This is a genomic window from Rhodococcus sp. 14C212 (genome assembly GCF_011058195.1).
Taxonomy (GTDB): Bacteria; Actinomycetota; Actinomycetes; order Mycobacteriales; family Mycobacteriaceae; genus Rhodococcus; species Rhodococcus aetherivorans.
Genome location: NZ_JAALEH010000023.1, coordinates 24,650 through 49,998, shown reverse-complemented (window position 1 = coordinate 49,998; position 25,349 = coordinate 24,650). Strand labels below are relative to the sequence as shown.

Annotated in this window: 26 protein-coding genes and 1 tRNA gene; 17 read left to right on the top strand and 10 right to left on the bottom strand. The window is 69.1% G+C overall.

Annotated elements, in window-relative coordinates:
* Positions 1-58 precede the first annotated feature (58 nt).
* The gene (locus G6038_RS12925) at positions 59-751 is read left to right on the top strand and encodes a TetR/AcrR family transcriptional regulator (RefSeq protein WP_240918464.1); all 693 of its coding nucleotides are present in this window, start codon (positions 59-61) and stop codon (positions 749-751) included.
* 160 nt (positions 752-911) lie between these two features.
* Positions 912-1,355, top strand: coding sequence for an SRPBCC family protein (locus G6038_RS12920; RefSeq protein WP_165038266.1), 444 nt, complete (start codon positions 912-914; stop codon positions 1,353-1,355).
* Positions 1,356-1,371: 16 nt separating this feature from the next.
* On the opposite strand, the gene hppD is transcribed toward G6038_RS12920, so the two are convergent.
* Positions 1,372-2,577 (bottom strand): 4-hydroxyphenylpyruvate dioxygenase, encoded by a 1,206-nt coding sequence (hppD, locus tag G6038_RS12915; protein ID WP_006940681.1) that lies wholly within the window; start codon positions 2,575-2,577, stop codon positions 1,372-1,374.
* 185 nt (positions 2,578-2,762) lie between these two features.
* Here hppD and G6038_RS12910 point away from each other — a divergent pair, with 185 nt between their 5' ends.
* From G6038_RS12910 to G6038_RS12900, 3 genes are all read left to right on the top strand, one after another.
* Positions 2,763-3,278, top strand: a complete 516-nt coding sequence (locus tag G6038_RS12910) for a winged helix-turn-helix transcriptional regulator (RefSeq protein ID WP_165038210.1) — start codon at positions 2,763-2,765, stop codon at positions 3,276-3,278.
* Positions 3,279-3,482: 204 nt separating this feature from the next.
* Positions 3,483-4,748 carry a Glu/Leu/Phe/Val dehydrogenase dimerization domain-containing protein gene (locus G6038_RS12905; RefSeq protein WP_165038208.1) on the top strand — a complete coding sequence of 422 codons (1,266 nt, stop codon included), beginning with the start codon at positions 3,483-3,485 and terminating at the stop codon, positions 4,746-4,748.
* On the top strand, positions 4,741-6,150 hold the full coding sequence (locus tag G6038_RS12900) for an amino acid permease (RefSeq protein ID WP_165038206.1): 1,410 nt from the start codon (positions 4,741-4,743) through the stop codon (positions 6,148-6,150). Before G6038_RS12905 ends, G6038_RS12900 begins: the two co-directional genes overlap by 8 nt.
* A gap of 80 nt (positions 6,151-6,230) precedes the next feature.
* Here the strand turns inward: G6038_RS12900 and fabG are convergent, their stop codons facing one another.
* From fabG to G6038_RS12880, 4 genes are all read right to left on the bottom strand, one after another.
* On the bottom strand, positions 6,231-6,992 hold the full coding sequence (gene fabG, locus G6038_RS12895; RefSeq protein WP_029546459.1) for a 3-oxoacyl-ACP reductase FabG: 762 nt from the start codon (positions 6,990-6,992) through the stop codon (positions 6,231-6,233).
* 32 nt (positions 6,993-7,024) lie between these two features.
* Entirely contained in the window at positions 7,025-7,786 is a 762-nt protein-coding gene (locus G6038_RS12890) for a 3-oxoacyl-ACP reductase family protein (RefSeq protein ID WP_165038204.1), read from the bottom strand.
* Between the two features lie 152 nt (positions 7,787-7,938).
* Complete coding sequence (locus G6038_RS12885) at positions 7,939-9,156, bottom strand: acetyl-CoA C-acetyltransferase (protein ID WP_165038203.1); 1,218 nt, start codon at positions 9,154-9,156, stop codon at positions 7,939-7,941.
* Positions 9,157-9,192: 36 nt separating this feature from the next.
* Positions 9,193-10,338 carry an acyl-CoA dehydrogenase family protein gene (locus G6038_RS12880; protein WP_165038201.1) on the bottom strand — a complete coding sequence of 382 codons (1,146 nt, stop codon included), beginning with the start codon at positions 10,336-10,338 and terminating at the stop codon, positions 9,193-9,195.
* Positions 10,339-10,448: 110 nt separating this feature from the next.
* On the opposite strand from G6038_RS12880, the gene G6038_RS12875 reads away from it, so the two are divergent.
* From G6038_RS12875 to G6038_RS12840, 8 genes are all read left to right on the top strand, one after another.
* Entirely contained in the window at positions 10,449-11,051 is a 603-nt protein-coding gene (locus G6038_RS12875; protein ID WP_165038199.1) for a TetR family transcriptional regulator, read from the top strand.
* 500 nt (positions 11,052-11,551) lie between these two features.
* Complete coding sequence (locus tag G6038_RS12870; protein ID WP_165038198.1) at positions 11,552-12,829, top strand: WXG100 family type VII secretion target; 1,278 nt, start codon at positions 11,552-11,554, stop codon at positions 12,827-12,829.
* Positions 12,826-13,584 (top strand): ESX secretion-associated protein EspG, encoded by a 759-nt coding sequence (locus G6038_RS12865; RefSeq protein WP_165038196.1) that lies wholly within the window; start codon positions 12,826-12,828, stop codon positions 13,582-13,584. Before G6038_RS12870 ends, G6038_RS12865 begins: the two co-directional genes overlap by 4 nt.
* Positions 13,577-14,050 (top strand): DUF309 domain-containing protein, encoded by a 474-nt coding sequence (locus G6038_RS12860; protein ID WP_165038195.1) that lies wholly within the window; start codon positions 13,577-13,579, stop codon positions 14,048-14,050. The genes G6038_RS12865 and G6038_RS12860 overlap by 8 nt, the downstream gene beginning before the upstream one ends.
* Positions 14,050-14,670 carry an LON peptidase substrate-binding domain-containing protein gene (locus G6038_RS12855; RefSeq protein ID WP_165038193.1) on the top strand — a complete coding sequence of 207 codons (621 nt, stop codon included), beginning with the start codon at positions 14,050-14,052 and terminating at the stop codon, positions 14,668-14,670. Before G6038_RS12860 ends, G6038_RS12855 begins: the two co-directional genes overlap by 1 nt.
* Positions 14,671-15,282: 612 nt before the next feature.
* Positions 15,283-15,705, top strand: coding sequence for a hypothetical protein (locus tag G6038_RS12850; protein WP_165038192.1), 423 nt, complete (start codon positions 15,283-15,285; stop codon positions 15,703-15,705).
* Positions 15,705-16,925, top strand: coding sequence for a hypothetical protein (locus G6038_RS12845; RefSeq protein ID WP_165038191.1), 1,221 nt, complete (start codon positions 15,705-15,707; stop codon positions 16,923-16,925). Before G6038_RS12850 ends, G6038_RS12845 begins: the two co-directional genes overlap by 1 nt.
* Positions 16,926-16,975: 50 nt before the next feature.
* Positions 16,976-17,293, top strand: coding sequence for a hypothetical protein (locus G6038_RS12840; protein WP_346772813.1), 318 nt, complete (start codon positions 16,976-16,978; stop codon positions 17,291-17,293).
* Positions 17,294-17,393: 100 nt separating this feature from the next.
* Here the strand turns inward: G6038_RS12840 and G6038_RS12835 are convergent, their stop codons facing one another.
* From G6038_RS12835 to G6038_RS12825, 3 genes are read right to left on the bottom strand one after another with little or no spacing between them, the layout of a single operon-like run.
* Positions 17,394-18,017, bottom strand: a complete 624-nt coding sequence (locus tag G6038_RS12835) for an LUD domain-containing protein (RefSeq protein WP_165038187.1) — start codon at positions 18,015-18,017, stop codon at positions 17,394-17,396.
* Positions 18,014-19,516 carry a LutB/LldF family L-lactate oxidation iron-sulfur protein gene (locus G6038_RS12830; protein ID WP_165038186.1) on the bottom strand — a complete coding sequence of 501 codons (1,503 nt, stop codon included), beginning with the start codon at positions 19,514-19,516 and terminating at the stop codon, positions 18,014-18,016. The genes G6038_RS12835 and G6038_RS12830 overlap by 4 nt, the downstream gene beginning before the upstream one ends.
* On the bottom strand, positions 19,513-20,277 hold the full coding sequence (locus tag G6038_RS12825) for a (Fe-S)-binding protein (protein ID WP_165038185.1): 765 nt from the start codon (positions 20,275-20,277) through the stop codon (positions 19,513-19,515). Before G6038_RS12825 ends, G6038_RS12830 begins: the two co-directional genes overlap by 4 nt.
* 186 nt (positions 20,278-20,463) lie before the next feature.
* Between G6038_RS12825 and G6038_RS12820 the strand changes: the two genes are divergently transcribed.
* The gene (locus tag G6038_RS12820) at positions 20,464-22,131 is read left to right on the top strand and encodes an L-lactate permease (protein WP_165038183.1); all 1,668 of its coding nucleotides are present in this window, start codon (positions 20,464-20,466) and stop codon (positions 22,129-22,131) included.
* Positions 22,132-22,138: 7 nt separating this feature from the next.
* On the opposite strand, the gene G6038_RS12815 is transcribed toward G6038_RS12820, so the two are convergent.
* A complete protein-coding gene (locus G6038_RS12815) occupies positions 22,139-22,540 on the bottom strand; it encodes a PPOX class F420-dependent oxidoreductase (RefSeq protein WP_165038181.1) in 402 nt (133 codons plus the stop codon).
* 77 nt (positions 22,541-22,617) lie between these two features.
* Here G6038_RS12815 and G6038_RS12810 point away from each other — a divergent pair, with 77 nt between their 5' ends.
* The 3 genes from G6038_RS12810 (at position 22,618) to G6038_RS12800 (ending at position 24,768) form a co-directional block, all read left to right on the top strand.
* Positions 22,618-23,358: an FCD domain-containing protein gene (locus tag G6038_RS12810; RefSeq protein ID WP_165038179.1), complete on the top strand. Its 741-nt coding sequence runs from the start codon at positions 22,618-22,620 to the stop codon at positions 23,356-23,358.
* A 12-nt stretch (positions 23,359-23,370) separates the two neighbouring features.
* Positions 23,371-23,447, top strand: a tRNA-Met gene (locus G6038_RS12805).
* Positions 23,448-23,631: 184 nt separating this feature from the next.
* The gene (locus G6038_RS12800) at positions 23,632-24,768 is read left to right on the top strand and encodes an AI-2E family transporter (RefSeq protein ID WP_165038177.1); all 1,137 of its coding nucleotides are present in this window, start codon (positions 23,632-23,634) and stop codon (positions 24,766-24,768) included.
* A gap of 3 nt (positions 24,769-24,771) precedes the next feature.
* Here the strand turns inward: G6038_RS12800 and G6038_RS12795 are convergent, their stop codons facing one another.
* Positions 24,772-25,323 (bottom strand): peroxidase-related enzyme, encoded by a 552-nt coding sequence (locus tag G6038_RS12795; RefSeq protein WP_165038264.1) that lies wholly within the window; start codon positions 25,321-25,323, stop codon positions 24,772-24,774.
* Positions 25,324-25,349: the final 26 nt, after the last annotated feature.

Sequence of the window (25,349 nt, the reverse complement as noted above, 5' to 3'; positions counted from 1 at the left end):
CACCGTACGCGTCTGCGAACGTCGTTCGCAACTCTCCGTGTGGTGCATGCTGGCACCCATGCCGCATGCCGAACCCTCGACCTCGCTGTGGTTACGAGCCGACGACACCAGGCCCGGACCGCGCCCTGCCTACACGCTCGAGCAGCTCGCCGACGCATGCGTCGGCCTCGCCGACGCGGGCGGGCTGCGTGCCGTTTCGATGCGGCGCGTCGCGCAGGAACTCGGGACGGCGGCCGCCTCGCTCTACCGCTACGTCGGAGGCAAGGACGATCTCGTCGCTCTCATGGTCGACCGCGTCGCCGCGGAGTACCGATACCCGACCCTGACCGGGGACGTGCGGACCGACGTCCTCGCCCTCGCGGAACAGGCCCGGCAGCTGCACCGCCGGCATCCGTGGTTGAGCACCGTGGGCCCGACGACACTGGGTCCGCACTCGATGCGCTATCTCGACCACATGGTCGGCGCCCTCGCGCCGACCGGGCTCGACGCCACCGCGACGATGATGGGAATCGCCCTGCTGTCTGGGTGGGTCACCACCTTCGCCGCGCAGGAGGCGGCGGGATTGTCCGCCCCCACCGCCGGGGGCGGCGCCGAGCACATCACCGCCATGCTGGCCCACGGCGACTATCCCCACCTGGCCGGCCTGCTCGCCTCCGCGGACGGGACCGCCGGTGCCACACCCGTCGACAACGACGCCGCATTCCGGGCCGGGATCGAGGCACTACTGTTCGGCATCGCGCCCCATCCGTGAGCGACTCCACGCACGTCGGGGGAAAAGCATCTGGGGGACAAGGAGATTCACGCGTTCGTCCGGAATCCGCCCGCACAGTTGCGCGGGCGGATTCCGGAGACGCGAGCAAGTCCGCTAGGTTCACCGGCGGAGGTTCCGCCGTATGATTGACGATCGCCGCATGATCCACGTGCGCCACGACGGGGTGGCGCTCGTGGACCGTCAGGCCGCCTTCGCCTACGTCGCCGATCACCACACTGTCCCGGAGTGGATGTTCGGAGTCACCCGCTTCGAGCCCGTGGGTGATCGGGTCCGCGGCGTGGGCGCGCGCTTCGACGCGAGCATGCGGATCGGGCCGGCCACCTTCGACTCCCGGCTCGAGATCGTCGAGTGGGAGGACAACCATCGGATCGTGCTGAGCTCGATCTCCGGCTTCCGCACCCTGTCGTCGTGGCAGTTCGACGACCTGGGCGACGGTCGCATGCGCCTCGCCGTCGACTTCGGCTACCGGCTGCCCGGCGGCGCGGCGGGCCGGGCGGCGGGACTGCTCATCGAGCCGCTGGTGGGCACGATCGTCCGACGGACCGAGCACGCGCTGCGGGAGCAGGTCAGCCGGATCTCCTGACCCGCCGCGCGCCAGGTCAGAAGTTGCCGCGCGCCGCCTGCTCGCGCTCGATCGCCTCGAACAGGGCCTTGAAGTTGCCCTTGCCGAAGCCGAGCGAACCGTGCCGCTCGATCAGCTCGAAGAACACCGTCGGGCGATCGGTGATCGGCTTGGTGAAGATCTGCAGGAGGTAACCGTCCTCGTCCCGGTCGACGAGGATGCCACGCTTCTGCAGTTCCTCGATCGGCACCCGCACGTTCCCGATCCGCGCGCGCAGCTCGGGGTCCTCATAGTAGGCGTCGGGGGTGGCGAGGAACTCCACGCCCTCCTCGCGGAGCCGGTCGACGGCGGTCAGGATGTCGTTGGTGGCCAGCGCCAGGTGCTGCGCGCCGGGACCACGGTAGAAGTCGAGGTACTCGTCGATCTGCGAGCGCTTCTTCGCGACGGCCGGCTCGTTGAGCGGGAACTTGACGCGATGGTTGCCGTTGCAGACCACCTTGCTCATCAGGGCCGAGTAGTCGGTGGCGATGTCGTCACCGATGAACTCGGCCATGTTGGTGAAGCCCATGACGCGGTTGTAGAAGCCCACCCATTCGTCCATGTGACCGAGCTCGACGTTGCCGACCACGTGGTCGAGGGCCTGGAAGATCCGCTTGGGCGCGCCGTCGCGCTTGCGGTAGGTCGACGACTTCTCCACGTAGCCGGGCAGATACGGGCCCGTGTAGCGGGAGCGGTCGACGAGCGTGTGGCGCGTCTCGCCGTAGGTGGCGATCGCGGCGAGCCGCACCGTGCCGTACTCGTCGCTGATCTCGTACGGCTCCTCGAGGACCGTCGCGCCCTGGGCCCGGGCGTGCGCGATGCACTTGTCGACGTCGGGCACCTGCAGCGCGATGTCCACGACGCCGTCGCCGTGCCGGCGATGATGCTCGACGAGCGGGCTGTCCGGATCGACCGCACCCTTGACCACGAACCGCACCGCCCCGCTGCGCAGGACGTAGGCGTGGTGGTCGCGGTTGCCGGTGGTGGGACCGGAGTAGGCGATCAGTTCCATCCCGAACGCGGACTGGTAGTAGTGCGCGGCCTGGGTGGCGTTGCCCACCACCCACACCACCGCGTCCCAGCCGCTGACGGGGAACGGGTCCCGCTCGGCGTCGTACTCGACGAGGCCGACGAGCTGTCGCAGTTCCTCGGGGTTCAGCTGGGCGAGCTTCTCGCTGTCGGTGAGGGTGAACTCGAGAGTCATGGCGATTCCTCCTGCCGCCGGACGCGGCGCCATCGGTGTGTCGTGTGTCACCAGGAAAAACCCCGTCGCGGCGACGGTGCAATCTCCCCTCTCCCAGCTGATCGACCTGACTGGAAAATGCGGGCTGCCGGGCGAGCCGCTATACAATCGGCACAGTTTCCGCCGCCTCTTCGGAAGGAACGGCCATGCGTGACGCCGTGCAGCTGGACGAGTTGGATTTCGCGCTCCTGGACACGCTGCACACGGATCCGAAGATCGGCGCCCTGGAGTTGTCCCGGAGGTTGCGGGTGGCGCGCGCGACGGTCTCGGCACGGCTGCGCCGACTCGAGGAGTCCGGGATCATCGCCGGCTACGAACCACGGCTGGACCTGGCGGCCGCCGGATTCGAGGTCCAGGCATTCGTGACGATGGAGATCGTCCAGGGTGCGCTCGAAGCGATCACCGATGTCCTCGAAGCGATTCCCGGGGTGCTCGAGGCGTTCGCGACGACCGGCGCCGGCGACATTCTGTGCCGGATAGCCGCGGACTCCCACCTCGGTCTGCAGCAGACGCTGATCGAACTGAACCGGTCGTCGATCGTCGCCCGGTCGACCAGCGTGATGGTGTTGTCGGAGGTGGTGCGGTACCGGGCCATGCCGCTGCTCCGCACGCTGCAGCCGGGCAAAACCGCCAAAGCGCCCGCCTACCGTCGGGAGAGCTGAAGGTCGGCCCTGCCCCCCTCGCCCGCCGAAAACGTCGAAACAACTCTGCACCCTGCACAGAAAAACAACGAGCGGCTGCGCTACAGCTCTTCAGCCTGACCAGTAGCACAGGCCGCACTTGCGCCTCCTTTGTAACCACGGTCACAGTCTTCTTCATTCGCCCGCTCCCCGGGCATCGCACCGTCCCGACACCCGAGAGAAGACATGAAGAACCTGCTGACCCGTTTCGAGGACAAGGCCCCCGAGATCGTCTTCGAGTGGCACGACACCGAGACCACCGCCCGCGGCTGGGTCGTCATCAACTCGCTGCGCGGCGGCGCTGCCGGTGGCGGCACGCGGATGCGCCGCGGCCTCGACCGCCGCGAGGTCGAGTCGCTGGCGAAGACGATGGAAGTCAAGTTCACCGTCTCCGGTCCGGCCATCGGCGGCGCCAAGTCCGGCATCGACTTCGACCCCTCCGACCCGCGCAAGGACGGCGTGCTGCGGCGCTGGTTCCGGGCGGTCGCGCCGCTGCTGCGCGCCTACTACGGCACCGGCGGCGACCTGAACGTCGACGAGATGACCGAGGTCGTGCCGCTCACCGAGAGCAACGGGCTGTGGCATCCGCAGGAGGGCGTCGTCAACGGGCACTTCGCGGCGGACGACCGCGAACGCGTCCAGCGGGTCGGGCAGCTGCGGCTCGGCGTCGCGAAGGTCGTCGAGGACACCCGGTTCACCCCGGCGCCGGATGCGAAGTACACGGTGGCCGATCTGATCACGGGCTGGGGCGTCGCCGAGTCGGTGCGCCACCACTACCGCATCTACGGCGACCCCGCCGGCAATCGGGAGCTCGGGGGTAAGCGGGTCATCGTCCAGGGCTGGGGCAACGTCGGCGCGGCCGCGGCCTACTACCTGGCGCAGGCCGGGGCTCGCGTGGTCGGCATCATCGACCGCGACGGCGGCATCCTCGACACGGCCGGTCTCGACTTCGACGAGGTGCGCACGCTGCTGCTGACCAAGGACGGCAACGCGCTCCGCAGCGACCGGATGCGTCCCTTCACCGAGGTGCACGACGCGATCTGGGACCTCGGCGCCGAGATCTTCCTCCCGTGCGCGGCCTCCCGCCTGGTCACCCGCGAACAGGTCGACCGTATGGTCGCGGCCGGCCTCGAGGTGATCGCCAGCGGAGCCAACGTGCCGTTCGCCGACGACGAGATCTTCTACGGCCCCACCTACGAGCACGCGGACAAGTCCGTCTCCGTGATCCCCGACTTCATCGCCAACAGCGGCATGGCCCGCGCCTTCGCCCAGCTCATGGAGGGTGACGTGGAGGTCTCGGACGCGGCGATCTTCGGCGACGTCTCGGACACCGTCGCGGGTGCGCTGCAGCGCTGCCACGACCGCTGCGCCGACCATACGGGCGTCGCGGCCACCGCGTTCGAGATCGCCCTCGACCAGCTGGTGCCGGCCGGGGAGCGCATCGATGACTGACACCCTGGCCACCACGCCGGCCACCACCACCGAGCCCGCGCCGCGGGCGATGCTGCACCAGGCGATGCGGCCGCGGCAGCTGGTGATGATGAGCCTCGGCGGCGCGATCGGCGCGGGGCTGTTCGTCGGCTCCGGCGCCGGCATCGCCGTCGCGGGCCCGGCGATCCTCGTCTCGTTCCTCGCCGCCGCGGCTCTCGTCGTCCTCATCATGCGGATGATGGGCGAGATGGCGGCCGCGAACCCCGCGAGCGGCGCCTTCTCCGTGCACGCGGAGAACGCCCTCGGTTCCGTCGCCGGCCGCACCATCGGCTGGCTGTACTGGATCCAGGTGGTCATCGTGATCGCGGCGGAGGCGACCGGCGCCGCCGCCATCACCGCCGCCTCGATTCCCGGGATCCCGCAATGGGCGGCGGCCCTGTTCTTCATGGTGGTGCTCACCGGCGTGAACCTCGTCGGGGTGCGCCGGTTCGGCGAGGTCGAATTCTGGTTCGCGGCACTGAAGATCGTCGCCATCGTCGCCTTCCTGGTGATCGGCGTCGCGATGATCGCCGGGTGGGTGCCCGCCTTCGACAGCACCGGGTTCGCGAACCTCACCGCGCACGGCGGCTTCGCGCCCACCGGTATCGCCGGTATCGCCGCGGGCCTGCTCATCGTGGTGTTCGCGTTCGGCGGCACCGAGATCATCGCCATCGCGGCCGCCGAGACCTCCGACCCGCGTCGCAACGTCGGCCGCGCGGTGCGCACGCTGATCTGGCGAATCCTGGTCTTCTACATCGGCTCGGTCCTGATCATGGTGACGGTGCTGCCGTGGACGTCCGAGGATCTCGTCACGGGCCCGTTCGTCGCGGTGCTGAACGCCGGCGCGGTGCCGGGGGCGGCCGCCGTGATGACCGTGATCGTGGTGGTGGCGCTGCTGTCCTCGCTCAACGCGATGCTCTTCAGCGCCTCGCGGATGATCTACTCGCTCTCGCAACGCGGTTCGGCCTACCCGGCGTTCGGCCGGGTGGCCGCCAACGGAGTGCCCCGCAACGCGGTCCTCGCCTCGGTCGCATTCGGATTCGTCACCGTCGCACTCAACTACGTGCGTCCCGACAAGGTGTTGCCGCTGCTGCTCAACGCGGTGGGCTCGACCATCCTCGTGCTGTGGACGTTCGTGGCGGTCTCGCACCTCGTGCTGCGCCGGCGGGCCCGTCGCGACGGGACCGAAGACGCCCTGCCGCTGAAGATGTGGGGCTTCCCGTACCTGTCGTATGCGACGCTCGGCCTGCTCGCCGGCATCGCCGTGCTCGCACTGTTCGACGCGGCCGCCCGCACCCAGCTCGTCGCGACGGGCGCGCTCACCGCCGCGATCGCGGGCGCGTGCTGGCTTCTGCACCGCCGGCAGACGGCCCGGCAGCTGTAACCGACCGCACAGACGACGACGCCGTGCGTCCTCCCGCAGGGGGGAGGACGCACGGCGTCGTCGTGGATCGGTCCCCGCCGTCAGTCCTTCGGACCGCCGGCGACGTAGATGACCTGACCCGACACGAATCCCGCACCCTCGCTCGCGAGGAACGAGGCGGTGTGCGCGATGTCGTCGGGCTTTCCGGTGCGGGCGACGGGGATCTGCGAGGCCGCGGCGGCCTTGAAGTCCTCGAACGACATGCCGACGCGCTCGGCCGTCGCAGCGGTCATCTCGGTCTCGATGAAGCCGGGGGCGATCGCGTTGGCGGTGACGCCGTACTTGCCGAGCTCGATCGCGAGGGTCTTGGTGAAGCCCTGCATGCCGGCCTTGGCGGCGGAGTAGTTGACCTGACCGCGGTTGCCCAGCGCGGAGGTGCTCGACAGGTTGACGATGCGGCCGAACTTGGCCTCCACCATGTACTTCTGCGTCGCCCGGGACATGAGGAACGCACCCCGCAGGTGCACGTTCATCACGGCGTCCCAGTCGTCGACGGTCATCTTGAACAGCAGGTTGTCGCGGGTGATGCCGGCGTTGTTGATCAGCACCGTGGGATCGCCCAGCTCGTTCGCGACCTTCTCCACGGCCGCTGCGACGGACTGCTCGTCGGCGACGTTCGCGCCCACCGCGAGGGCCTTGCCGCCGGCGGCCTCGATGGCCGAGACGGTGTCGCCGCATGCGGACTCGTCGAGGTCCAGGACCGCGACCTGGAATCCGTCCTGCGCCAGCCGCTTGGCGACTGCGGCCCCGATGCCGCGCGCGGCCCCGGTGACGATGGCGGTGCGGGTGACTGTTTCGCTCACTGCTTACCTCCGTGCTGTTGTGGTTGGAAACTTCAGTTGATGGTCAGGCCGCCGTCGACCGCAATCGTCTGGCCGGTGACGTAACCGGCGGCCTCCGAGGTGAGCCACACGGCGGTGGCGGCGATCTCCGCGGGATCACCGGTACGGCCCAGGACGATTCGCGGCTTCATGCTGTCGAGGTAGCCGGGCTGGTACTCGTCGGTCATCTCGGTCTTGAAGAATCCCGGCGCGATGGCATTGACGCGGATGCCCTTGCGTGCCCCCCACTGCTGGGCCAGGTCCCGGGTCAGGCCGATCACGCCGGCCTTGCTGGCGGCGTACGCGGCCTGCGGCAGTCCCGCGGTGGTGAGTCCCAGGACGGAGGAGATGTTGACGATGGAGCTGCCGGGCTGCATGATGCGCCCGACGGCCTGCGCGGCCCAATAGGAGCCGTTCAGGTTGATGTCGATGACGCGCCGGAACTGTTCCGGGGTCTCCTTCGTGGCCGGGACGGCCGTGCCGATGCCGGCGTTGTTGATGAGGATGTCGACCTTGCCGAAGTGCTCGACCGCGGCGTCGACCATCCGTTGCGCCTGGTCGGGCTCGGCGATGTCGGTCTCGACGCTCAGCGCGCGGCGACCTGCCGCACGGACGAGTTCGGCGGTATGTTCGAGCCGGTCCGCGCGACGGGCCGCGAGCACGACGTCGGCTCCGGCCTCGGCGAGGGCCTGGGCGAAGGCGACGCCGAGGCCGGAGGACGCGCCGGTGACGATCGCGACGCGATCGTCGAGTCGGAACTTGTCGAGTACGGACATGGGGGTAGTCTCCTCCGAAAATTGGTTCCTACGCGACTTGTATAGATGAATTCGCGCTCGAGTTCAAGATCGTTCCTTCGAAAAAAGCGCGGTCACAAGCCCTTTCGGGCCCGCGACCGCGCCTCATCCGTCTTCCCGGTCCTAGGGAACGATCAGCTCAGACGCTCGAGCACCATCGCCATGCCCTGGCCGCCACCGACGCACATGGTCTCCACGCCGAACTGCTTGTCGTGGGTCTGCAGGTTGTTGAGCAGGGTGGCGGTGATCCGCGCCCCGGTCATGCCGAACGGGTGGCCGAGGGCGATCGCCCCACCGGAGACGTTGAGCTTGTCCTCGTCGATGCCGAGCTCCCGGGCGGAGCCGAGCACCTGCACGGCGAACGCCTCGTTGATCTCGAACAGGTCGATGTCGGAGATGGTCTTGCCGGCGTGGGCGAGAGCCTTCTTGACGGCCTCGATCGGGCCCAGACCCATGATCTCCGGCGACAGGCCGGACACGCCGGTCGAGACGATCCGCGCCAGCGGGGTCAGGCCCAGCTCCTTGGCCTTGGTGTCGGACATGATCACCAGGGCCGCGGCGCCGTCGTTGAGCGGGCAGGCGTTGCCCGCGGTGATGGTGCCGTCGGGGCGGAAGACCGGCTTGAGCTGGCTGACGGCCTCGTAGGTGGTGCCGGGCCGCGGGCCGTCGTCGGTGGTCACGACGGTGCCGTCGGCCAGGGTGACGGGGCTGATCTCGCGCTCGAAGAAGCCGGACTTGATGGCTTCCTCGGCCCGGTTCTGCGACCGCACGCCCCACCGGTCCTGGTCCTCGCGGGAGATGCCGGTCATCGAGGCGACGTTCTCCGCGGTCTGACCCATCGCGATGTACACGTCGGGCAGCAGGGCCTCGCTGCGCGGGTCGGTCCACGCGGTGCCGCCCTCGGCGAGCGTGGCGGTGCGGGCCTCGGCGTCGGCGAAGAGCGGGTTCTTGGTGTTCGGCAGGCCGTCGGCGTTGCCGGTGACGAAGCTGGAGACGGACTCGACACCCGCGGAGACGAACACCTCGCCCTCGCCGGCCTTGATCGCGTGCAGCGCCATGCGGGTGGTCTGCAACGACGACGAGCAGTAGCGGTTGACGGTCACGCCGGGCAGGAAGTCGTAGCCCAGCTGCACCGCGACGACGCGGGCGATGTTGAACCCGGACTGGCCGGCGGGCTGGCCGCAGCCGAGCATCAGGTCGTCGATCTGGGCGGGGTCCAGCTCCGGCACCTTCGCCAGGGCGGCGGCGACCATCTGGGTGGCCAGGTCGTCCGGGCGCACCGTCTTGAGCGACCCCTTCATCGCCCGCCCGATGGGAGAACGGGCGGCGGACACAATCACAGCTTCGGGCATCACGTGCTCCTTGTTTTGTGTTGACGCTTCGAGTCTCTACAGGCCCAGATCGCGGCCGATGAGTTCCTTCATGATCTCGTTGGTGCCGGCCCAGATCTTGGTGACGCGGGCGTCCTTCCATGCACGAGCCACACGGTACTCGTTCATGAAGCCGTAGCCACCGTGGATCTGCACGCACGCGTCCAGAACCTCGGACTGCGTCTGCGCGGTCCACCACTTGGCCTTGGCGGCGTCCACGGCGGTGAGCTTGCCGTCGGCGTGGGCCTCGACGGCCTGGTCGACGTAGGCCTCGGCGACCTCGATCTTGGTGATCAGCTCGGCGAGCAGGAACTTGTTGTACTGCATGGCGCCGATGGCCTGGCCGAACGCCTTGCGCTCCTTCGCGTACTCGATGGTCTCGAGCAGGATGTGCTTGGCGTGGTGCACGTTGTTGACCGCGGAGCCGAGTCGCTCCTGCGGCAGCATCTTCATCATCGAGATGAAGCCCATGCCCTCCTCGCCGATGAGGTTGGCGTGCGGGACGCGGACGTCCTTGAAGAACAGCTCCGCGGTGTCGGCCTCGGGCTGGCCGACCTTGTCCAGCTTGCGGCCGTTCTCGAAGCCCTCCATGCCGCGCTCGACGGCGAACAGGGAGATGCCCTTCGCGCCCTTCGAGGGGTCGGTCCGGGCCGCGACGACGACGAGGTCGCAGTTGTAACCGTTGGTGATGAAGGTCTTGGCGCCGTTGAGGATCCAGTCGTCACCGTCGCGCACGGCGGTGGTCTTCAGGTTCGCGAGGTCGGAGCCGCCGGAAGGCTCGGTCATGCCGATGGCGCAGATGAGCTCACCGGTGGCGCAGCGCGGCAGCCAGCGCTCACGCTGCTCCTCGTTGCCCAGGTGGACGATGTAGGGGACGGTGATGTCCGAGTGGATGCCCATCGACGACGACAGCGCCATGTTCGCGCGGGCGAACTCCTCGCCGAGGATGGCGTTGAAGCGGTAGTCGTTCGCCTCCATGCCACCGAAACGCTCCGGGATCTCGAGTCCCAGGAAGCCGGCCTTGCCGGCCTCGATCCAGATGTCACGGGGAATCTCGTGACGTTCGATGAGCTCCTCCGCACGGGGCATGACGAACCGGTTCACGAACTCGCGCGCCGATTCGCGGAACGCCTCGTGATCGGGGCCGTACAGGGTGCGTCGCATCAACCGCTCCTCAAATCTGTAAGCATCTGCTTATTTTCTAAGCGTGCGCTTATAGTGAACCGCGGCCGCTATCTTGTCAACCAGGGCCGTAGCAGGAACGGGAGCAGGACGTGAGCACATCGAGGGACGCGGTGATCAGCGGATCGAAGGCCGCGGCCCGCCTACGCGAGGCGGCCGTCGAGGTGTTCGCCGAGAACGGCTACGGCGGCACCACCACCAGGCTCATCGCCGCCCGCCTCGACATGAGCCCGGCCGCGATGTACCCCCACTACAGGTCCAAGGAGGAGCTGCTCTACGCGATCAGCTACGAGGGCCACGACCTGGCCCTCGAGGTCGTGCGCGACGCCGACCTCGCCGGCGAGGACGCCACCACCCGGCTCGCCACCGTCATCGGCCGGTTCGCCGAGTGGCAGGCCGAGCACCACCGCCGCGCCCGCGTCGTCCAGTACGAGCTCACCGCCCTGACGCCCGAGCATTACCGCGTCATCACCGGCCTGCGCCGGCGGACCACCCAGGTCGTCCGCACCATCGTCGACGCCGGCGTCGCCTCGGGTGAGTTCACCGTCCCCGACACCGAGGGCGTCACCCTTGCCCTGATGTCGCTGTGCGTCGACATCTGCCGCTGGTACCCCTCCGGCCGCTACAACGAGCCCCACGCCATCGCGCACCTCTACTCCGATCTCGCCCTCCGGCTCGTGGGCGCCGTCCGCTAGCATCTGTCCCCACACGACGGATCGGGGGGTCCATGGGCGGGGGGCAATGTTTGCGTGGCCGTCGGTCGTCCGCGCACGCAATCGATGTCGCGTGCCAACGAGGGCGGCGACGACCGCAGCGCACTCACGGATGGATCGTCGCCCTCGTCGCGGCGGCAATCAGCGCGTGCACCGCCGTCACGCCCGCGGCACCTGTAGAACCACCCGCCACCACTGCACACCACTCCGGAACCCGGAGAATTCCACGAGTCGTGCTGTATCCGCGCGGGTGCCAGTCGTCCGCGAACACAATTGGGGGAGCGCATGACTGGGAAACGCGCGGATGGCTGATGACGTTCGTTCCTCGGTGCGACTCGCCACAAGATCGCCCGGTCCGCTACGATGCTGCGCACTACCACGGAATCGGGGGGACTCCATGGACACGTCACTTTGTGTTTCGCACGGCGCCGGAAGACGCAGGGCGCAGCACGTCACGACCGTGAGCGGAAGCACCGAATAGGGTGCCGGAGAACGAGAATCCGGTCGAGGCGATGCTCGAACCGCTGCTCGAGCATCGGGTGCCGGAGCGGGTCGGCGCGCTGGCGGACTGGCACACCAGGCTGGTGGCACGGCTCGAAGGCAGCTTCGATCCCGACTATGCCACCGCATTCGAGAACTTCCACAGCATGGAGCACGACGCCATCTATCGAGACGTCCAGAGTATGGACCCGGGCGCGATGCGAAGCCTGGCGGAGAGCTGGCGCAAGATCGCGACCGACATGAGCGTCGGCTTCATCTTCGGAACCCAGATGATCTGCAACAAGATTGCCGAGGGCTGGGATGGTGACGCAGCGCGGCACGCCGTGGCGGCGACCCGCTCCTTCGCGAGGTCGAGCGAGCAACTCGTGGCCGCGCTGCTTGCGGTGTCGACCAAACTCGCTGCGGCATCGGAGGTCGCTTCGGCTGTGCGGAACAACGTGCAACCACCGCCGGCGCAGATTCCGATGCCGTTGGGCGTGGTGGTGCCCCAGGACACGGCCGAGTTCGCGCGGGCGGCGGAGGCGGCACACGCCGAGGCGGTACGCGTCATGGAATCGCTCTACGTCCCGCACTACCGGGAATCCGGCACGGCGGTTCCGGTCCTGCCGTCGCCGCACGAGGCGACGGCAGGATCCGGTCCGGTCGGGGCAGACCTGTCGCGCCACCCCTCGGGCAACGCAGACGGCCGGGGCGGTGGCGCCGGGTCCCCGGACTCGGTGGCCGGCACCGACGCCGGGCGGGTCACGGGCGCCGGCCAGGTCACGGATGTCCCGTCCGGCGGCACCCCCGCGACGGAAGGGGAAGCAGACCCGGGCGGCCCGGCGCGAGGCGGGGCCGAGCCTGCAGCCACCACCCCGGCCGCGACGACGACGGCCGGCGCGACGTCGGGTCCGGAGCGTTACCCGGGCTCGGGTGCACCTCCGGGCATGCCCGGCGGATCGACGTCCGGAGGCCTCGGCGGTGGGGGCGGCCCGGGCGGTTCCGGCACTTCCGCCCCCGGTGGGCTCGGACCCGTCGGGGGCCTTCCGGTCGCGAACGGAACGACGAACCCGGCGACGTCGGGCGCCGGCACCCGCGCCGGGTCGGCCCGCCCGGGCGGCATGTACCCGGGCATGCTGGGCGCTCCGGCGCGCTCCGCACGCGACGACGAGGCCGCCCGCACGGTGCCCAGCTATCTGGTGGGCGCCGACAACGGGAACGAGCTCATCGGTCCGATGCCGCTCACCGCGCCGCCGGTACTGGGGGTCGATCCGGCATGACGTGGCGGCTCACTCCCGACCGGTTCCTGGCCCTGTGGACCGCGACGGGACTCGACCAGATTCCGTTTCCTCTGCGCTACCGCTCCACCGCGCTGTGGGAGGACGAGCATGCCGCGAACCTGGAGGCGGCCCACCGGTGGCGGCGCGCGAATCCCGACGAGCGGCTCACCGCGGCGATAGCGACGATGCGGTACGCGGAGGTCGCCGTCGAGGTGTACGGGCAGGTCTCGGAGGGCTCCGAGTTGCGGCTGCGGGGATGCATCAGGCACGACTCCGCGGTTCTGGCGCGGCAGGAACCGGGCCGTGCCGGCGAGCTCGTCGTGACGGCGACCGCGGCGTACACGCTGGCGGAAGCGATCGTGCAGTGCCTACCCGGCGCGCCCCCGGGTACGGCGCCGGCGCTGTCGGCACCCACCGCGGAAGTGGCGGAGTTCGCGCACCCGACGCAGGTGCTCCGGACCGCGCAGGCGCCCCCGGCCGTCCGGTTGCGGCGGCTGCTGACCGATCCGCGGTCCGGGACCGGCAGCGTGCGGGTGCTGTGCTCACCGGACGGTCTGCACTTCACACCGGTCACCGATCTCGGCTGGTTCGACGTCGCGGGCGACGGGCGGTACCTGTTCCGGACCGGCCACCACACCCACGTCTGCCCGGCCACCCCGGAGCTGCTGCGCGACGAGCTGGCCTACGCGGTCGACGGGGCCCGCGAGAAGCAGGGTCGCGTCGGCGCTGCCGGTTTACGCTGGGTGCATGGCTGAACGGGATCGAACCGTCGACGGCAAACCGCAGAACGCCCGCCCGCGCGACGCGCTGGGGCGCCCGTTGCCCTACGGCGAGGAGGGGGTCGAACGGGTCCCGGAGGACCTGCAGCTCGATCCCGACGAGGCGATCACCGAGGCGCAGCGGCTGCTCGACCACGGGTATCCGTTCCATGCGCACGAGGTGCTGGAGGGCACGTGGAAGTCGGCGCCGGCCGACGAGCGGACGCTGTGGCAGGGCTTGGCGCAGCTCACCGTGGGGCTGACGCACCTCCTGCGGGACAATCCGGCCGGGGCCGCGTCGCTGCTACGGCAGGGGGAGGCTCGGATCCGGCATTACGAGGACGAGCCGCCGCACGGACTGGACATCGACGGCCTCGCGGCGTGGGCGGAACACCTGCTGACGGAGATCGCGCGCGGCGAGCCGATCCCGGCGCCGCCGATACCGCGGCTGCGGCTGCCCTGATGCCGGTGCTCCCGATGTTCCCGCTGGGAACCGCGCTGCTTCCGGGCGACGCCCTTCCGCTCCACGTGTTCGAACCGAGGTATCGCGAGCTGGTCCGGGACTGCCTCGCAGATCCGGACGGGCCGCGGTTCGGCGTGGTGCTCATCGAGCGAGGCCACGAGGTGGGCGGGGGCGAGACCCGCCACGACGTCGGCACGGTCGCGCGGATCGTGATGGACACCGAGCTCGACGACGGTCGCTACTTCCTGGAATGCATAGGCGGGGAACGCATCCGGATCATCGACTGGCTTCCGGACGACCCGTACCCGCGGGCGGAGGTCGAGCCGTGGCCGGACACGGAGTCCGGTCCGGTGGACTTCTCCGGCCTGAGCGTGGGGCTCGGCCGGCTGTACGGTCTGCTCGACCGCCTCTCGGGCGGCCGGATCGAACCCCCGAGCATCACCGAACTGCCGGACGAGCCGGGGGCCCGGCTGTTCGCGCTGGCACGGTTCGTCCCTATGGGTGAGGCCGACCGCCTGCAGGTGCTCACGGCGCAGGGACCCACCGAACGGTTGGCCGTGCTGACCGAATGCGTCTCGAACGCTGTCCAACTCGCGCAGTGGCGTCTCGACGGTACGTGAGGGCGAGGGCGACCGGCCTCGCGGACAGCGCATGACCTCCCTCGACCACATCCGCGCGTCTGCCGGTCAACCGCTGCCGAACCCCGTCGGTTGCCAGGATGACCGCGCACGTCGCCGACAGTTGCATCCCGACAGCCGGGAACGGACACACGACGATCCGGGGATCCGCGCGGTCCAGAAAAGTTCAATCCCCATGCGGAACACATCAACTGGTATGGTTCTGCCGTCGATAGGGGGGATCGAACAATGTCGAGATGGGGCGTCGTTGTCCTGCAGCTGGGCAAGGTGGCGTTGTGGTATGTGGGGGGCGTGCTGGCCATCGGTGGAATATCGGCAGCAGCGAGCCTGCTGAGGCCGGAGCTTCCGGATTCCGGCTGGGCGCCGCCACCACCGATCACGACGACACGCACCGAGTCGCCCACTGCCGCACCACCACCACGCGAACTTCCCCCGGGCTTCCCGTCGATGGAGCGCGCTCCGCTCCCGCCGGAAGTTCCCGAAGGGGAACCGCAACCGGTACCGACAAAGTTCGGGCTCACGTACACCACTCCAGCCGGCTGGTTCGGGCAGGGCGAATCGATCATGGGTTGGAGAAGCCGGGACGGTGCAGCGATGGTGATCGGTTCGGCATCCGCTTTCGGGAAGGAATACTGCGAGGCGGACGACATGTCGATGCTGGCCGCGGCGGGGATCACGGGGCGTCCCGCGGGCGACCTCCTGACCGTCGCTGCTCACGAGGTCCGGGCGGTCGAATGGATGTACTCCGACGAGGGACGACTGCCGACGATCACCTATTCGGACCCCGTCCATTTCGAGATTTCCGGAAATCCGGCAGTCCGGCTCACGGCGCTGGTGTCCGACATTCCTCCCACCGACGAATGTGACCCTCCGGCAGCGCGGTTGGACGTCGTGGCCACCACCGGCCTTGCAACAGCGGAAGTCGCGGTCTTCGTCGTCCGGGCGGATCGCGGTGTGGCCGGACAGCTCGACGACAGCTCTGTCGACGATCTCGTCGCGTCGCTGAGGAGATCGTGATGTCCGGGACGCACGAGGAATTCTCCGCCACCACATGCCGGATCGCCGGCGCTGCCGTCGCCGTGCAGGAGATCGGACACGATGTTGTGCGGGCGAACCGGTACCTCGCCGTCCACGGTGAGCCGAACGGCAATTTCGACGGTGTGCTGTTGCAGACGATTCGGGCCGGGTTCCAGGCGGTTCTCCCGTCGGCACGGTCTCGATACTTCCAGGTTGCCGATCTCTGCCTGAAGACCGGCATCGAACTGAACCGATGCGCGTGGATGTACGACGACACCGAGGGACGGAATTACGAACGGCTCAATGCCAACATGCTCTTCCCGGAGTCGGTCGGCACATGCGATCCCGATACACCGGCGGCCGGTCCGGCGCGACCGTATCCCGGCACCTTCCCGTACGGCGGTCCGGACAGGATCGAGCTCGGTCCCCCCGAAACCCTCCCCGAGGACGTCCGTCAGGTCGTCGCGGATGCGGCCGGTTGGCTCGGCGATGTCGACGAGGCGATCGGCATGCTGACCGGGTGGAGTCCGATCGCGCAGGTCGTCGAACCGCTGGGCGGAAACTGGAACGAACTCGAGCGCCTCGGCGACGCCTACCGCATCGCCGGGGAGGCGGTAGAGACCAGCGGCGGGAACCTCGCCGCCGTCGTCCGGAACCTGGACCCCCACTGGGGCGGGCAGGCCGCCCGGGCGTTCACGGACTACGCCGACCGCATCGTCGATGCCCTCCGATGGGAGGGACCGGTCGGACGCGTCATCAAGGAGACGTGCTACCTGGTTGCGGAGAAGATCCGGGAAGGGATCATCACGGCGGTTCGGTCGCTGAAGAAGATGCTCGAAGAAGAAGTGGCATTCGACGACGCGTTGCAGAAGTTGAAGTTCCTGCTGAAGAAGACTCCGTTCGTCGGTACGGCCGCACAGATCGTCACGATCACCAAAATCGTTCGGAGCACGATGGAATTCGTCGACGATGTAGTGGGCCGGATCCGCGAGCTCGCCGGCGCACTGAAGGAATTCCTCGACGCACTGTCGTCGCCGGCGGACGTCCTGAAGGAGCGGGTCGAGGAGAAGCTGGCGTCGCTGACCGAGGCACACGAGCGCACCGAGCACAGGGCGGAGCTGGCCGTCGACCTCGCCGGCGTCGCAGACGTGAGCGGTCCCGTGAACAAACCCTCCGGCGCGTATTCGGTCGGTGAGAACCCGTGGGCGGATGCGATATGAGGGAACTACCGCCGCACCTCGCCGGTCCACTGCGGCGAATTCACCAGGCCGTGGCCGACCTCGAAGCCGCCGTGATCCGCGCGCAACGGTTCGCCGGCGCCGACCGGGATCGGCGCATCGAGGTCGACGATGCGTTGATGGAACAACTCGCAGCGACCGGGGACGCGTCCCCCGAGTTGCGGCTGTATGCGTCGAGAGTCGCTGCCGGACAGTGCCGGTGGTCCGAGATCGAGGTGACGGCGCGTCCCGTTCCGCCGGAGGTGGCCGAATTGAAGGCGAATCCGCGGCTCCGGTGGTTCCCGGAGCCGCCGCGTACCTCGACCGCGGTCGGGCAGGAATGGGAGTCCTACCGGATCCCCTGGCAGTAGCTCCCCTACCGTGGTGGCCGCGGCGGTGTGTCCTTCGGGCTGCCAGGACAGCCCGAAGGACACACCGGCCGTGCCGGGCGGGTACGCACGCTCAGCACGCTCATCCGACGATCACCACGTCCAGGGTCCGCGGCCCGTGCACGCCCTCGACTCGTTCGAGTTCGATGTCGGAGGTTGCGGACGGGCCGCTGATCATCGTGACGGGCCGCTCCGGGACCAGCTGGGCCAGTGCCTCCGGGACCCCGACCTCGACATCGGCGAGCGGCACCACGCACACGTGCAGGTCCGGCACCAGGGTCAGCGCGCGCCGGCCCTGGTCCGGGCTCCCGTCGAGGAAGATCGTGCCGGTCTCGGCGCAGGTGACGGCGGAGGCAGTGACGACGCCGTCGAGTGCGCCGAGGTCCGGGGCGGGGATCTCGGCGGAGTCCACGACCACGTCACCGTCGAACCGCGCCAGCCACGAGGGATCCAGTCCGGCGGGAACTCCCACGCGCCGCACGCCCCGCTCGGCAAGGACCCGTGCGAGCACCTCGGGCAGGTCGCCGGGCGCGCACTCGTGGACGTGCGCCTTGTAGTCGACGAGCCGGTCCACGAGCAGTTCCCGGCGCTGCGCGTCGGGCAGGGTGCGTCCGGTGCGATAGTCGCGCGGGACCTGCACGGGCACCGGCGGAGCCAGGGTCAGGGCGTCGCGGATCCGGCCGAGGATCACATCCCGGGTGCTCACTGCCGTCGTCCCTTCTCGCGGGCCTGCGCCAGCGCCGCGCGCCCCTCGTCCGAGTTCCACCATTGCCGGAACGTCTGTTTCGGTGGTGCCGGAATGTCGCGCGCCTCGGTCCAGCCTCCCAGCGGCCCGGGCAGCGCCGTGATCTTCCCCTTCCTCCCCGCGAGGAGCCGGCCGAGTCCGGCGGCCTTCTGCGCGGCCGTCCACCGGCGCGACGACGACATCGCCAGCGAGGCCGCCTTCATCGCCGCGGCCTCGACCCCGAACGGCGCGTGCTCGACCTTCTGGTGCCGCAGTTCGACCAGCAGCGACGGGATGTCGATCTTGACCGGGCACGCATCGAAACATGCCCCGCACAGGCTCGAGGCGAACGGCAGGGTGGCGTTGGGGTCACCCGGAGCGTCCATGCCGGCGAGTTGCGGACTGAGCACGGCGCCGATCGGACCCGGGTACGTCGAACCGTAGGCGTGCCCACCGGTGCGCTCGTACACCGGGCACACATTCAGGCACGCCGAGCACCGGATGCAGTGCAGCGCTTCGCGTCCCACCTCGTCCGCGAGCGCGGCGGTGCGGCCGTTGTCGAGCAGCACGAGGTGGAACTCCTGAGGTCCGTCGCCCGGGGTGACGCCGGTCCACATCGACGTGTACGGGTTCATCCGCTCCCCCGTCGACGAGCGTGGCAGCAGTTGCAGGAACACCTCGAGGTCCCGGAAGGTGGGCAGCAGCTTCTCGATGCCCATCACCGTGATGAGGGTCTGCGGCAGGGTCAGGCACATGCGGCCGTTGCCCTCGGATTCGACGACGGCGAGCGTGCCGGTCTCGGCGATCCCGAAGTTCGCGCCCGACACCGCCACCGGCACGGTCATGAACTTCCGGCGCAGGAACCTGCGGGCCGCGGCCGCGAGATGTGCCGGGTTGTCGTCGAGATCGGGGTCGACGTCGGGCATCTCGCGCAGGAAGATCTCGCGGATCTCGGCGCGGTTGCGGTGGATCGCGGGGACGAGGATGTGCGACGGCTTGTCGTGACCCAGCTGGACGATGAGTTCGGCGAGGTCGGTCTCGTAGGCCGTGATCCCCTGGTCCTCGAGATGCTCGTTGAGCCCGATTTCCTGCGTGGCCATCGACTTGACCTTGATGACCTCGTCCGAGCCGGTCTTGCGGACCAGGTCGGTGACGAGGGCGTTGGCCTCGGCGGCGTCGGCCGCCCAGTGCACGACGCCACCGCGGGCGACGACCGCCGCCTCGAGCTCGATGAGCAGTTCCGGCAGCCGGCCGAGCACGTCGCGCTTGACGGCGGCGCCGGCGTCGCGGAGCTGCTGCCAGTCGGGCAGTTCGTCGGTCACGTTCAGCCGCTTGGCCCGGATGGTGTGGGTGGCCTTGCCGATGTTGCGGCGCAGCTGGGTGTTCGCGAGCTCGTGATGCGCTGCGGCGGGGAACTTCTCGGTGCCGCGCAGGTTGCCGGTGCCGCGCGGGGGGATGGCGGGCATGCCGAGGACGGTCATGCGGGCACTCCCTTCGGCGCGACGGCCGGTTCGACAGAGGCGAGGATCTCCGCGAGGTGAATGGTGCGGGTCCCGGTGCGCAGGCGCGAGAGCCCGCCGCCGATGTGCATGAGGCACGACGAGTCGCCGGCGCTGCAGTATTCGGCGCCGGTCGCGGTGATGTTGCACAGTTTGTCCGCGAGCATCGCGGTGGAGGTCTCGGCGTTCTTGATCGCGAAGGTGCCGCCGAACCCGCAGCAGGAGTCGGCCTCGGGCAGTTCGACGAGGTCGATCTCGCGGACCGCCCGCAGCAGTTGCAGCGGTTTGTCGCCGACGCGCAGCATGCGCAGCGAATGGCAGGTGGGGTGGTAGGTGACCCGGTGCGGGAAGTAGGCGCCGACATCGGTGACGCCGAGGACGTCGACGAGGAACTCGGACAGCTCGTACGTCTTCGCCTTCACCGTGTCGACGCGGCCACACAGGGCGTCCGAACCGTAACGGGTGGCGACGATCTCGTGCTGGTGCCGGACGGAGCCGACACAGGATCCGGACGGGGCCACGATCGCGTCGATGCGTGGGTCGCCGAAGGTGTCGGCGTAGTTCTCGACGAGGGGCAGCGCGTCCGGCTGATAGCCGGTGTTGACGTGCATCTGGCCGCAGCAGGTCTGGCTTTCGGGGAAGACGACGTCGTGGCCGAGCCGGGTGAGGAGCAGGGCGGTGGCCGAGACGGCGCCGGGGAACATCGTGTCCCCGAGGCACGTCGCGAACAGGGCGATTCGCATGTGGATCTCCGCTTCGGGTGTGTGGTCAGACCACAGTAACCCATGGTCGTGCGGCGCGTCACCCTCTCATCCGAATTTCTCTCGAACCTCCTTCGGGGGCTCGATTGTGACCGGGGTCATGGTGTACGGTCCTGTGGTCTGACCACAGAGCCCGTCGCGATTCGCGACGCAACCCTGGAGTTCCATGTGGAAACCGAACTGCTGGCGGTGACGTACACACCGTCGACCACCGCCGTCGCCGACAACCTCACCGCGACGGCCCTGCTGGGCCTCGCGCCCCTGCTGACGTTCTTCATGCTGCTCGCGGGCCTCAAACTCAAGGCCTGGTACTCCGGACTCGGCGCACTGGCCGTCGCCCTGGTCGTCGCGATCGTCGGGTTCGGCATGCCGGCGCCGCTGGCCGGCCTGTCCGCGCTGCAGGGCATCACCTTCGGCCTGTTCCCGGTCATGTGGATCGTGGTGACCGCGATCTGGTTCTACGAACTCACCGTCGTCAGCGGACGTTTCGAGGACCTGCGACACGTGTTCAACTCGATCGGTCACGGCGACATGCGCATCCAGGCGATGCTCATCGCTTTCTGCTTCGGCGGCATGCTCGAGGCCCTCGCCGGATTCGGCGCACCGGTCGCCATCACCGGCGCGATGCTCATCGCGATCGGCATGCCCCCGATCCGCGCCGCCGTCACCGTGCTGGTCGCGAACACCGCTCCGGTTGCGTTCGGCGCCATGGCAATTCCGATCACCACCGCCGGCAACCTCACCGGCATCCCCTCGACCGAGATCGCGGCCGTCGTCGGCCGGCAGACGCCGGTGCTGGCGTGGTTCGTGCCGTTGCTGTTGCTGCTGCTGGTCGACGGCCGGCGCGGCGTCCGGCAGGTGTGGCCGATCGCGCTGGTCACCGGCTTCGCGTTCGCACTCGCCCAGTACTGGTGCTCGAGTAACTTCTCGTACGAACTCACCGACGTCGTCGCGTCCCTCGTCGGGCTCGCCGCCGCCGTCCTCATGCTGCGGTTCTGGCGGCCCACCACGCCCGAGGACCAGCATTCGCACGTCACGGCCGAACCGATCGGCGCCGTACGCACGGCGATGGCCCTGTTCCCGTACCTGCTCGTCATCGTGGTGTTCGGCATCGCCAAGCTGTGGACCCTCGGCCTCGACGTACCGAAGTGGCTGTCGGGCACCGACATCAAGATCGAGTGGCCCGGGCTGTACGGGAATCTGCTCACCGCGAGCGGGGATCCGTCGACCGGGGCGATCTACACGCTGCCGTGGCTGTCGAATCCCGGCACGCTCCTGCTGCTCTCGGGGATCATCGTCGGCGTCGTGTACACGGTGCGCAGCGGCGACGGGCGGTTCCCGATGACCGTCCGGCTCACCTTCCGCACGTTCGGCGAAACACTGTGGAAGATGCGGCTTTCCATCGCCACAGTAGCCACGGTGCTCGGCCTGGCGTACGTGATGAACCACTCCGGGCAGACCGTCGCGATCGGTACGTGGCTCGCCGGCACCGGTGCGATCTTCGCCTTGCTGTCGCCGATCCTCGGCTGGCTGGGTACCGCCGTCACCGGCTCGGACACCTCGGCGAACGCGCTGTTCGCGCGGCTGCAGCAGACCGCGGGCCAGGCCGCGGGTATCGATCCGACGCTGCTGGTCGCGGCGAACACCTCCGGCGGTGTCGTCGGCAAGCTCATCAGCCCGCAGAACCTCACCATCGCGGCGACCGCCGTCGGCCGGCCGGGGAGCGAGCCGCTGCTGCTGCGCAAGGTCGTCGGCTACAGCGTCGGGATGCTCGCTCTGTTGTGTGTGCTGGTGTATCTCCAGTCCACTCCGGTGCTGTCGTGGATGCTGCCGTGAGCCGGTCCTACCGGGGCGGGTGCAGCCCGGTCAGCTCGTAGTGCAGTGTGGGCGTGCGCATGACCTTGTGGGCGGCACGCACGAGATAGTGCTGGAGCACGGGATACTTGCGGTCGATCGCGCGTGCCGCGGCCACCGACTCGGCGTCCGACAGCAGCCGGGCGGTGGCCTCGACCGCGGGTCCGGTGACCCGCCCCCGCCACGTGCACGGACTGATGCGCACCTCGGGGAAGTTCTTCAACCGCTTGTTCTTCGATGCCCGCCCGGGCGTACGGAAATAGGCGCGATCGCCGCCCACCGCGATGTTCACGGGGGTGTCGACCCAGCTGCCGTCCCGTTTCCGGGTCTGCAGCAGCACCACCTTCTCGGCGACGAACGGTTCGAGTTCGGGAGGAATCGGTTCGGTCATGACTGCTCCTCACGACGATCACTGTCTCCCAGGATCCGCGCGATCGGCGCGACCGGCAAACGGAATAGGCTCGCACCATGTCGCAGTCCGAGCCCCGCGCCTGGGAGACCGTGTTGAACCATCTCGAGCAGCAACTGGTCTCGGGACAGCTCGCCCCCGGCCAGCGGCTGCCCGGGGAACGCGTCCTGGCCGCCGAGCTCGGGGTGGGCCGCTCGTCGGTGCGCGAGGCACTGCGCGTGATGGAAGCGCTCGGGCTGCTCACCGCGCACACCGGTTCCGGGCCCACCGCGGGCGCGATGATCGTCTCGCGGCCCACCGGCGGCATGTCCATGCTCATGCGCCTGCAGGTGGCGGCGCAGAGTTTCCCGGTGTCGGACGTGGTGCAGACCCGTCTCGTCCTCGAGACCGAGGTGATGCGCGCGCTGGCCGCGAGCGACCCCACCCCGGACCTGTCGCACGCCGAGCAACTGCTCGACGCGATGGACGACGCGACGCTCGCCGCACACGAATTCCTGGTGCTCGACGCCCGGTTCCACATCGCGATGGCGGACGCGGCCGGAAACCAGGTGATCGCGGCGATGATGACGGGCCTGCGCGACTCGATCGAAAGCTACGTGCTCGCCGGCGCCCCGCTGGCCACGTGGCCCACGACGTGCACCCGGCTGCGCTGCGAGCACCGCGGGCTGCTCGAAGCCGTTCGGGCGGGCGATCCCGAGCTGGCCCGCGCTCGTATCGTCGACCACATTCGCGGCTACTACGCGGAGAGCCTGGGGCGTCCGGACGACCCTGAACGCGAGCACCCTCGACCTCGTGTATAGTTGGCGATGCAACGCGGGGTGGAGCAGCTCGGTAGCTCGCTGGGCTCATAACCCAGAGGTCGCAGGTTCAAATCCTGTCCCCGCTACCACCACCGGCCCGGACTCTCACGAGTCCGGGCCGGTTTCGTTGGCCCGGTGCGGGCCCCGTGGGCCGAGCGAATGTATCGCTCATCTCGACAGCGGTAGCGACCGATACATTCGCTCCGGGCCACGGCGAGCAGGCGAGTACATTCCCGCTGTGTACAGATCAGTCGGGCGACCGCGGAGTGTGCGATGAGCGAGGACGACCCGGGGCGACCGGCGCAGCGTGAGAACGCCGGCCGGCGTGCTCCCCGCTGGCTGCGGCCGGCGATCCTGTCCGTGCTGCTCGCCGTCGCCGCCTACCAGCTCTCGGGTTGGCTGTTCCACAACCTGCGCGGCTTCCTGGGCCTGCTGTTCCTGGCGTGGTTGCTGAGCATCACCCTCGAGCCGGTCGTCGACTGGCTCGAACGGGTCGGCATGCGGCGCGGCGCCGCCACCGGCCTGGTGCTCTTCTCTCTGCTGGCCTTCGCGATCGGGTTCGTCGCGGTGTTCGGCACCCTGCTCGTCGAGCAGCTGGGCCAGCTGTTGAAGGCCCTGCCGGACGCCCTCACCGCGGTCACCGAATGGGCCAACCGCGTCTTCGACACGAACTTCTCCACCGGTTCGGACCTCCTCCGCCTGACCCCGGAGACCGTCCGGGAGCTGGTCCAGCGGTTCACCCCCGGGGTCCTGGGGGTGGTGTCGTCTGTGGTGGGCGTGGTCTTCCAGGCCATGACGATGCTGCTGTTCGTGTTCTACATGTCGGCAGAGGGACCGGCGATGCGCCGCACGATCTCGAGCTGGTTCCCGGCCCGGCAGCAGCAGGTGATCTCGACGGTGTGGGAGATCTCCGTCGAGAAGGCCGGCGGATACGTCGTCTCGCGGCTCATCCTGGGGGCGGTCAGCGCCGTGGGCACCGGCATCTTCCTGATGGCGATCGGTGTGCCGTACTGGCTGCCGCTCGCGCTGTGGACCGGGATCGTGTCGCAGTTCGTGCCCACCCTCGGGACGTATCTCGCGATCGCGCTGCCGGCGATCATCGCCGCGGCCAACCAGCCGATCGACGGGCTGTGGGTGGTGCTGTTCGGCACTGCCTATCAGCAGGTCGAGAACTACGTGCTGCACCCGCGGATCACGTCGAAGACCGTGTCGATCCACCCGGCCGTCGCGTTCGGTTCGGTGATCGTCGGCGCGTCGCTGTTCGGTGCGATCGGCGCGCTGGTGTCGGTCCCCGTCGTCGCCGTGCTGCAGGCGTTGATCGAAACATACGGACGCCGCTACGAACTCGTCGTCGACCCCACCGGCAGGACGAAGCCCGAGCCGGAACCCCGCGACGACGAGGACGGCTGAACGTTACTGCCGCGGCACCCGGCCCATGAGATAGAACTCGGGATTGGGCATCATCCCGGTCACGCTGGCCATCTTGTTGCTCAGGCCGAAGAACGCGGTGATCGCGGCGATGTCCCAGGCGTCCTCGTCGGTGAAGCCGTGGGCGTGCAGGGCCGCGAAGTCGGCGTCGTCGACGTCGTAGGCCCGCTCGTTGACCTTGGTGGCGAAGTCGAGCATCGCGCGCTGCCGCGGCTCGATGTCGGCGGTCCGGTAGTTGACCGCCACCTGGTCGGCCACCGTCGGCTTCTTCTCGTAGATCCGCAGGATCGCGCCGTGCGCCACGACGCAGTACAGGCAGTTGTTGGCAGCGGAGATCGTGGTGACGATCATCTCCCGGTCGCCCTTGGTCAGGCCGGAGTCCTCCCGCAACATGATCGCGTCGTGGTACGCGAAGAAGGCCCGCCACTCGGCGGGACGTCGCGCGAAGGTGAGGAAGACGTTGGGCACGAATCCCGACTTCTCCTGTACTTCGAGGACGCGCGCTGCGATGTCCTCGGGCAGATCCTTCAGTTCCATGGCGGGAAAGCGCGTGCTCACAAGGC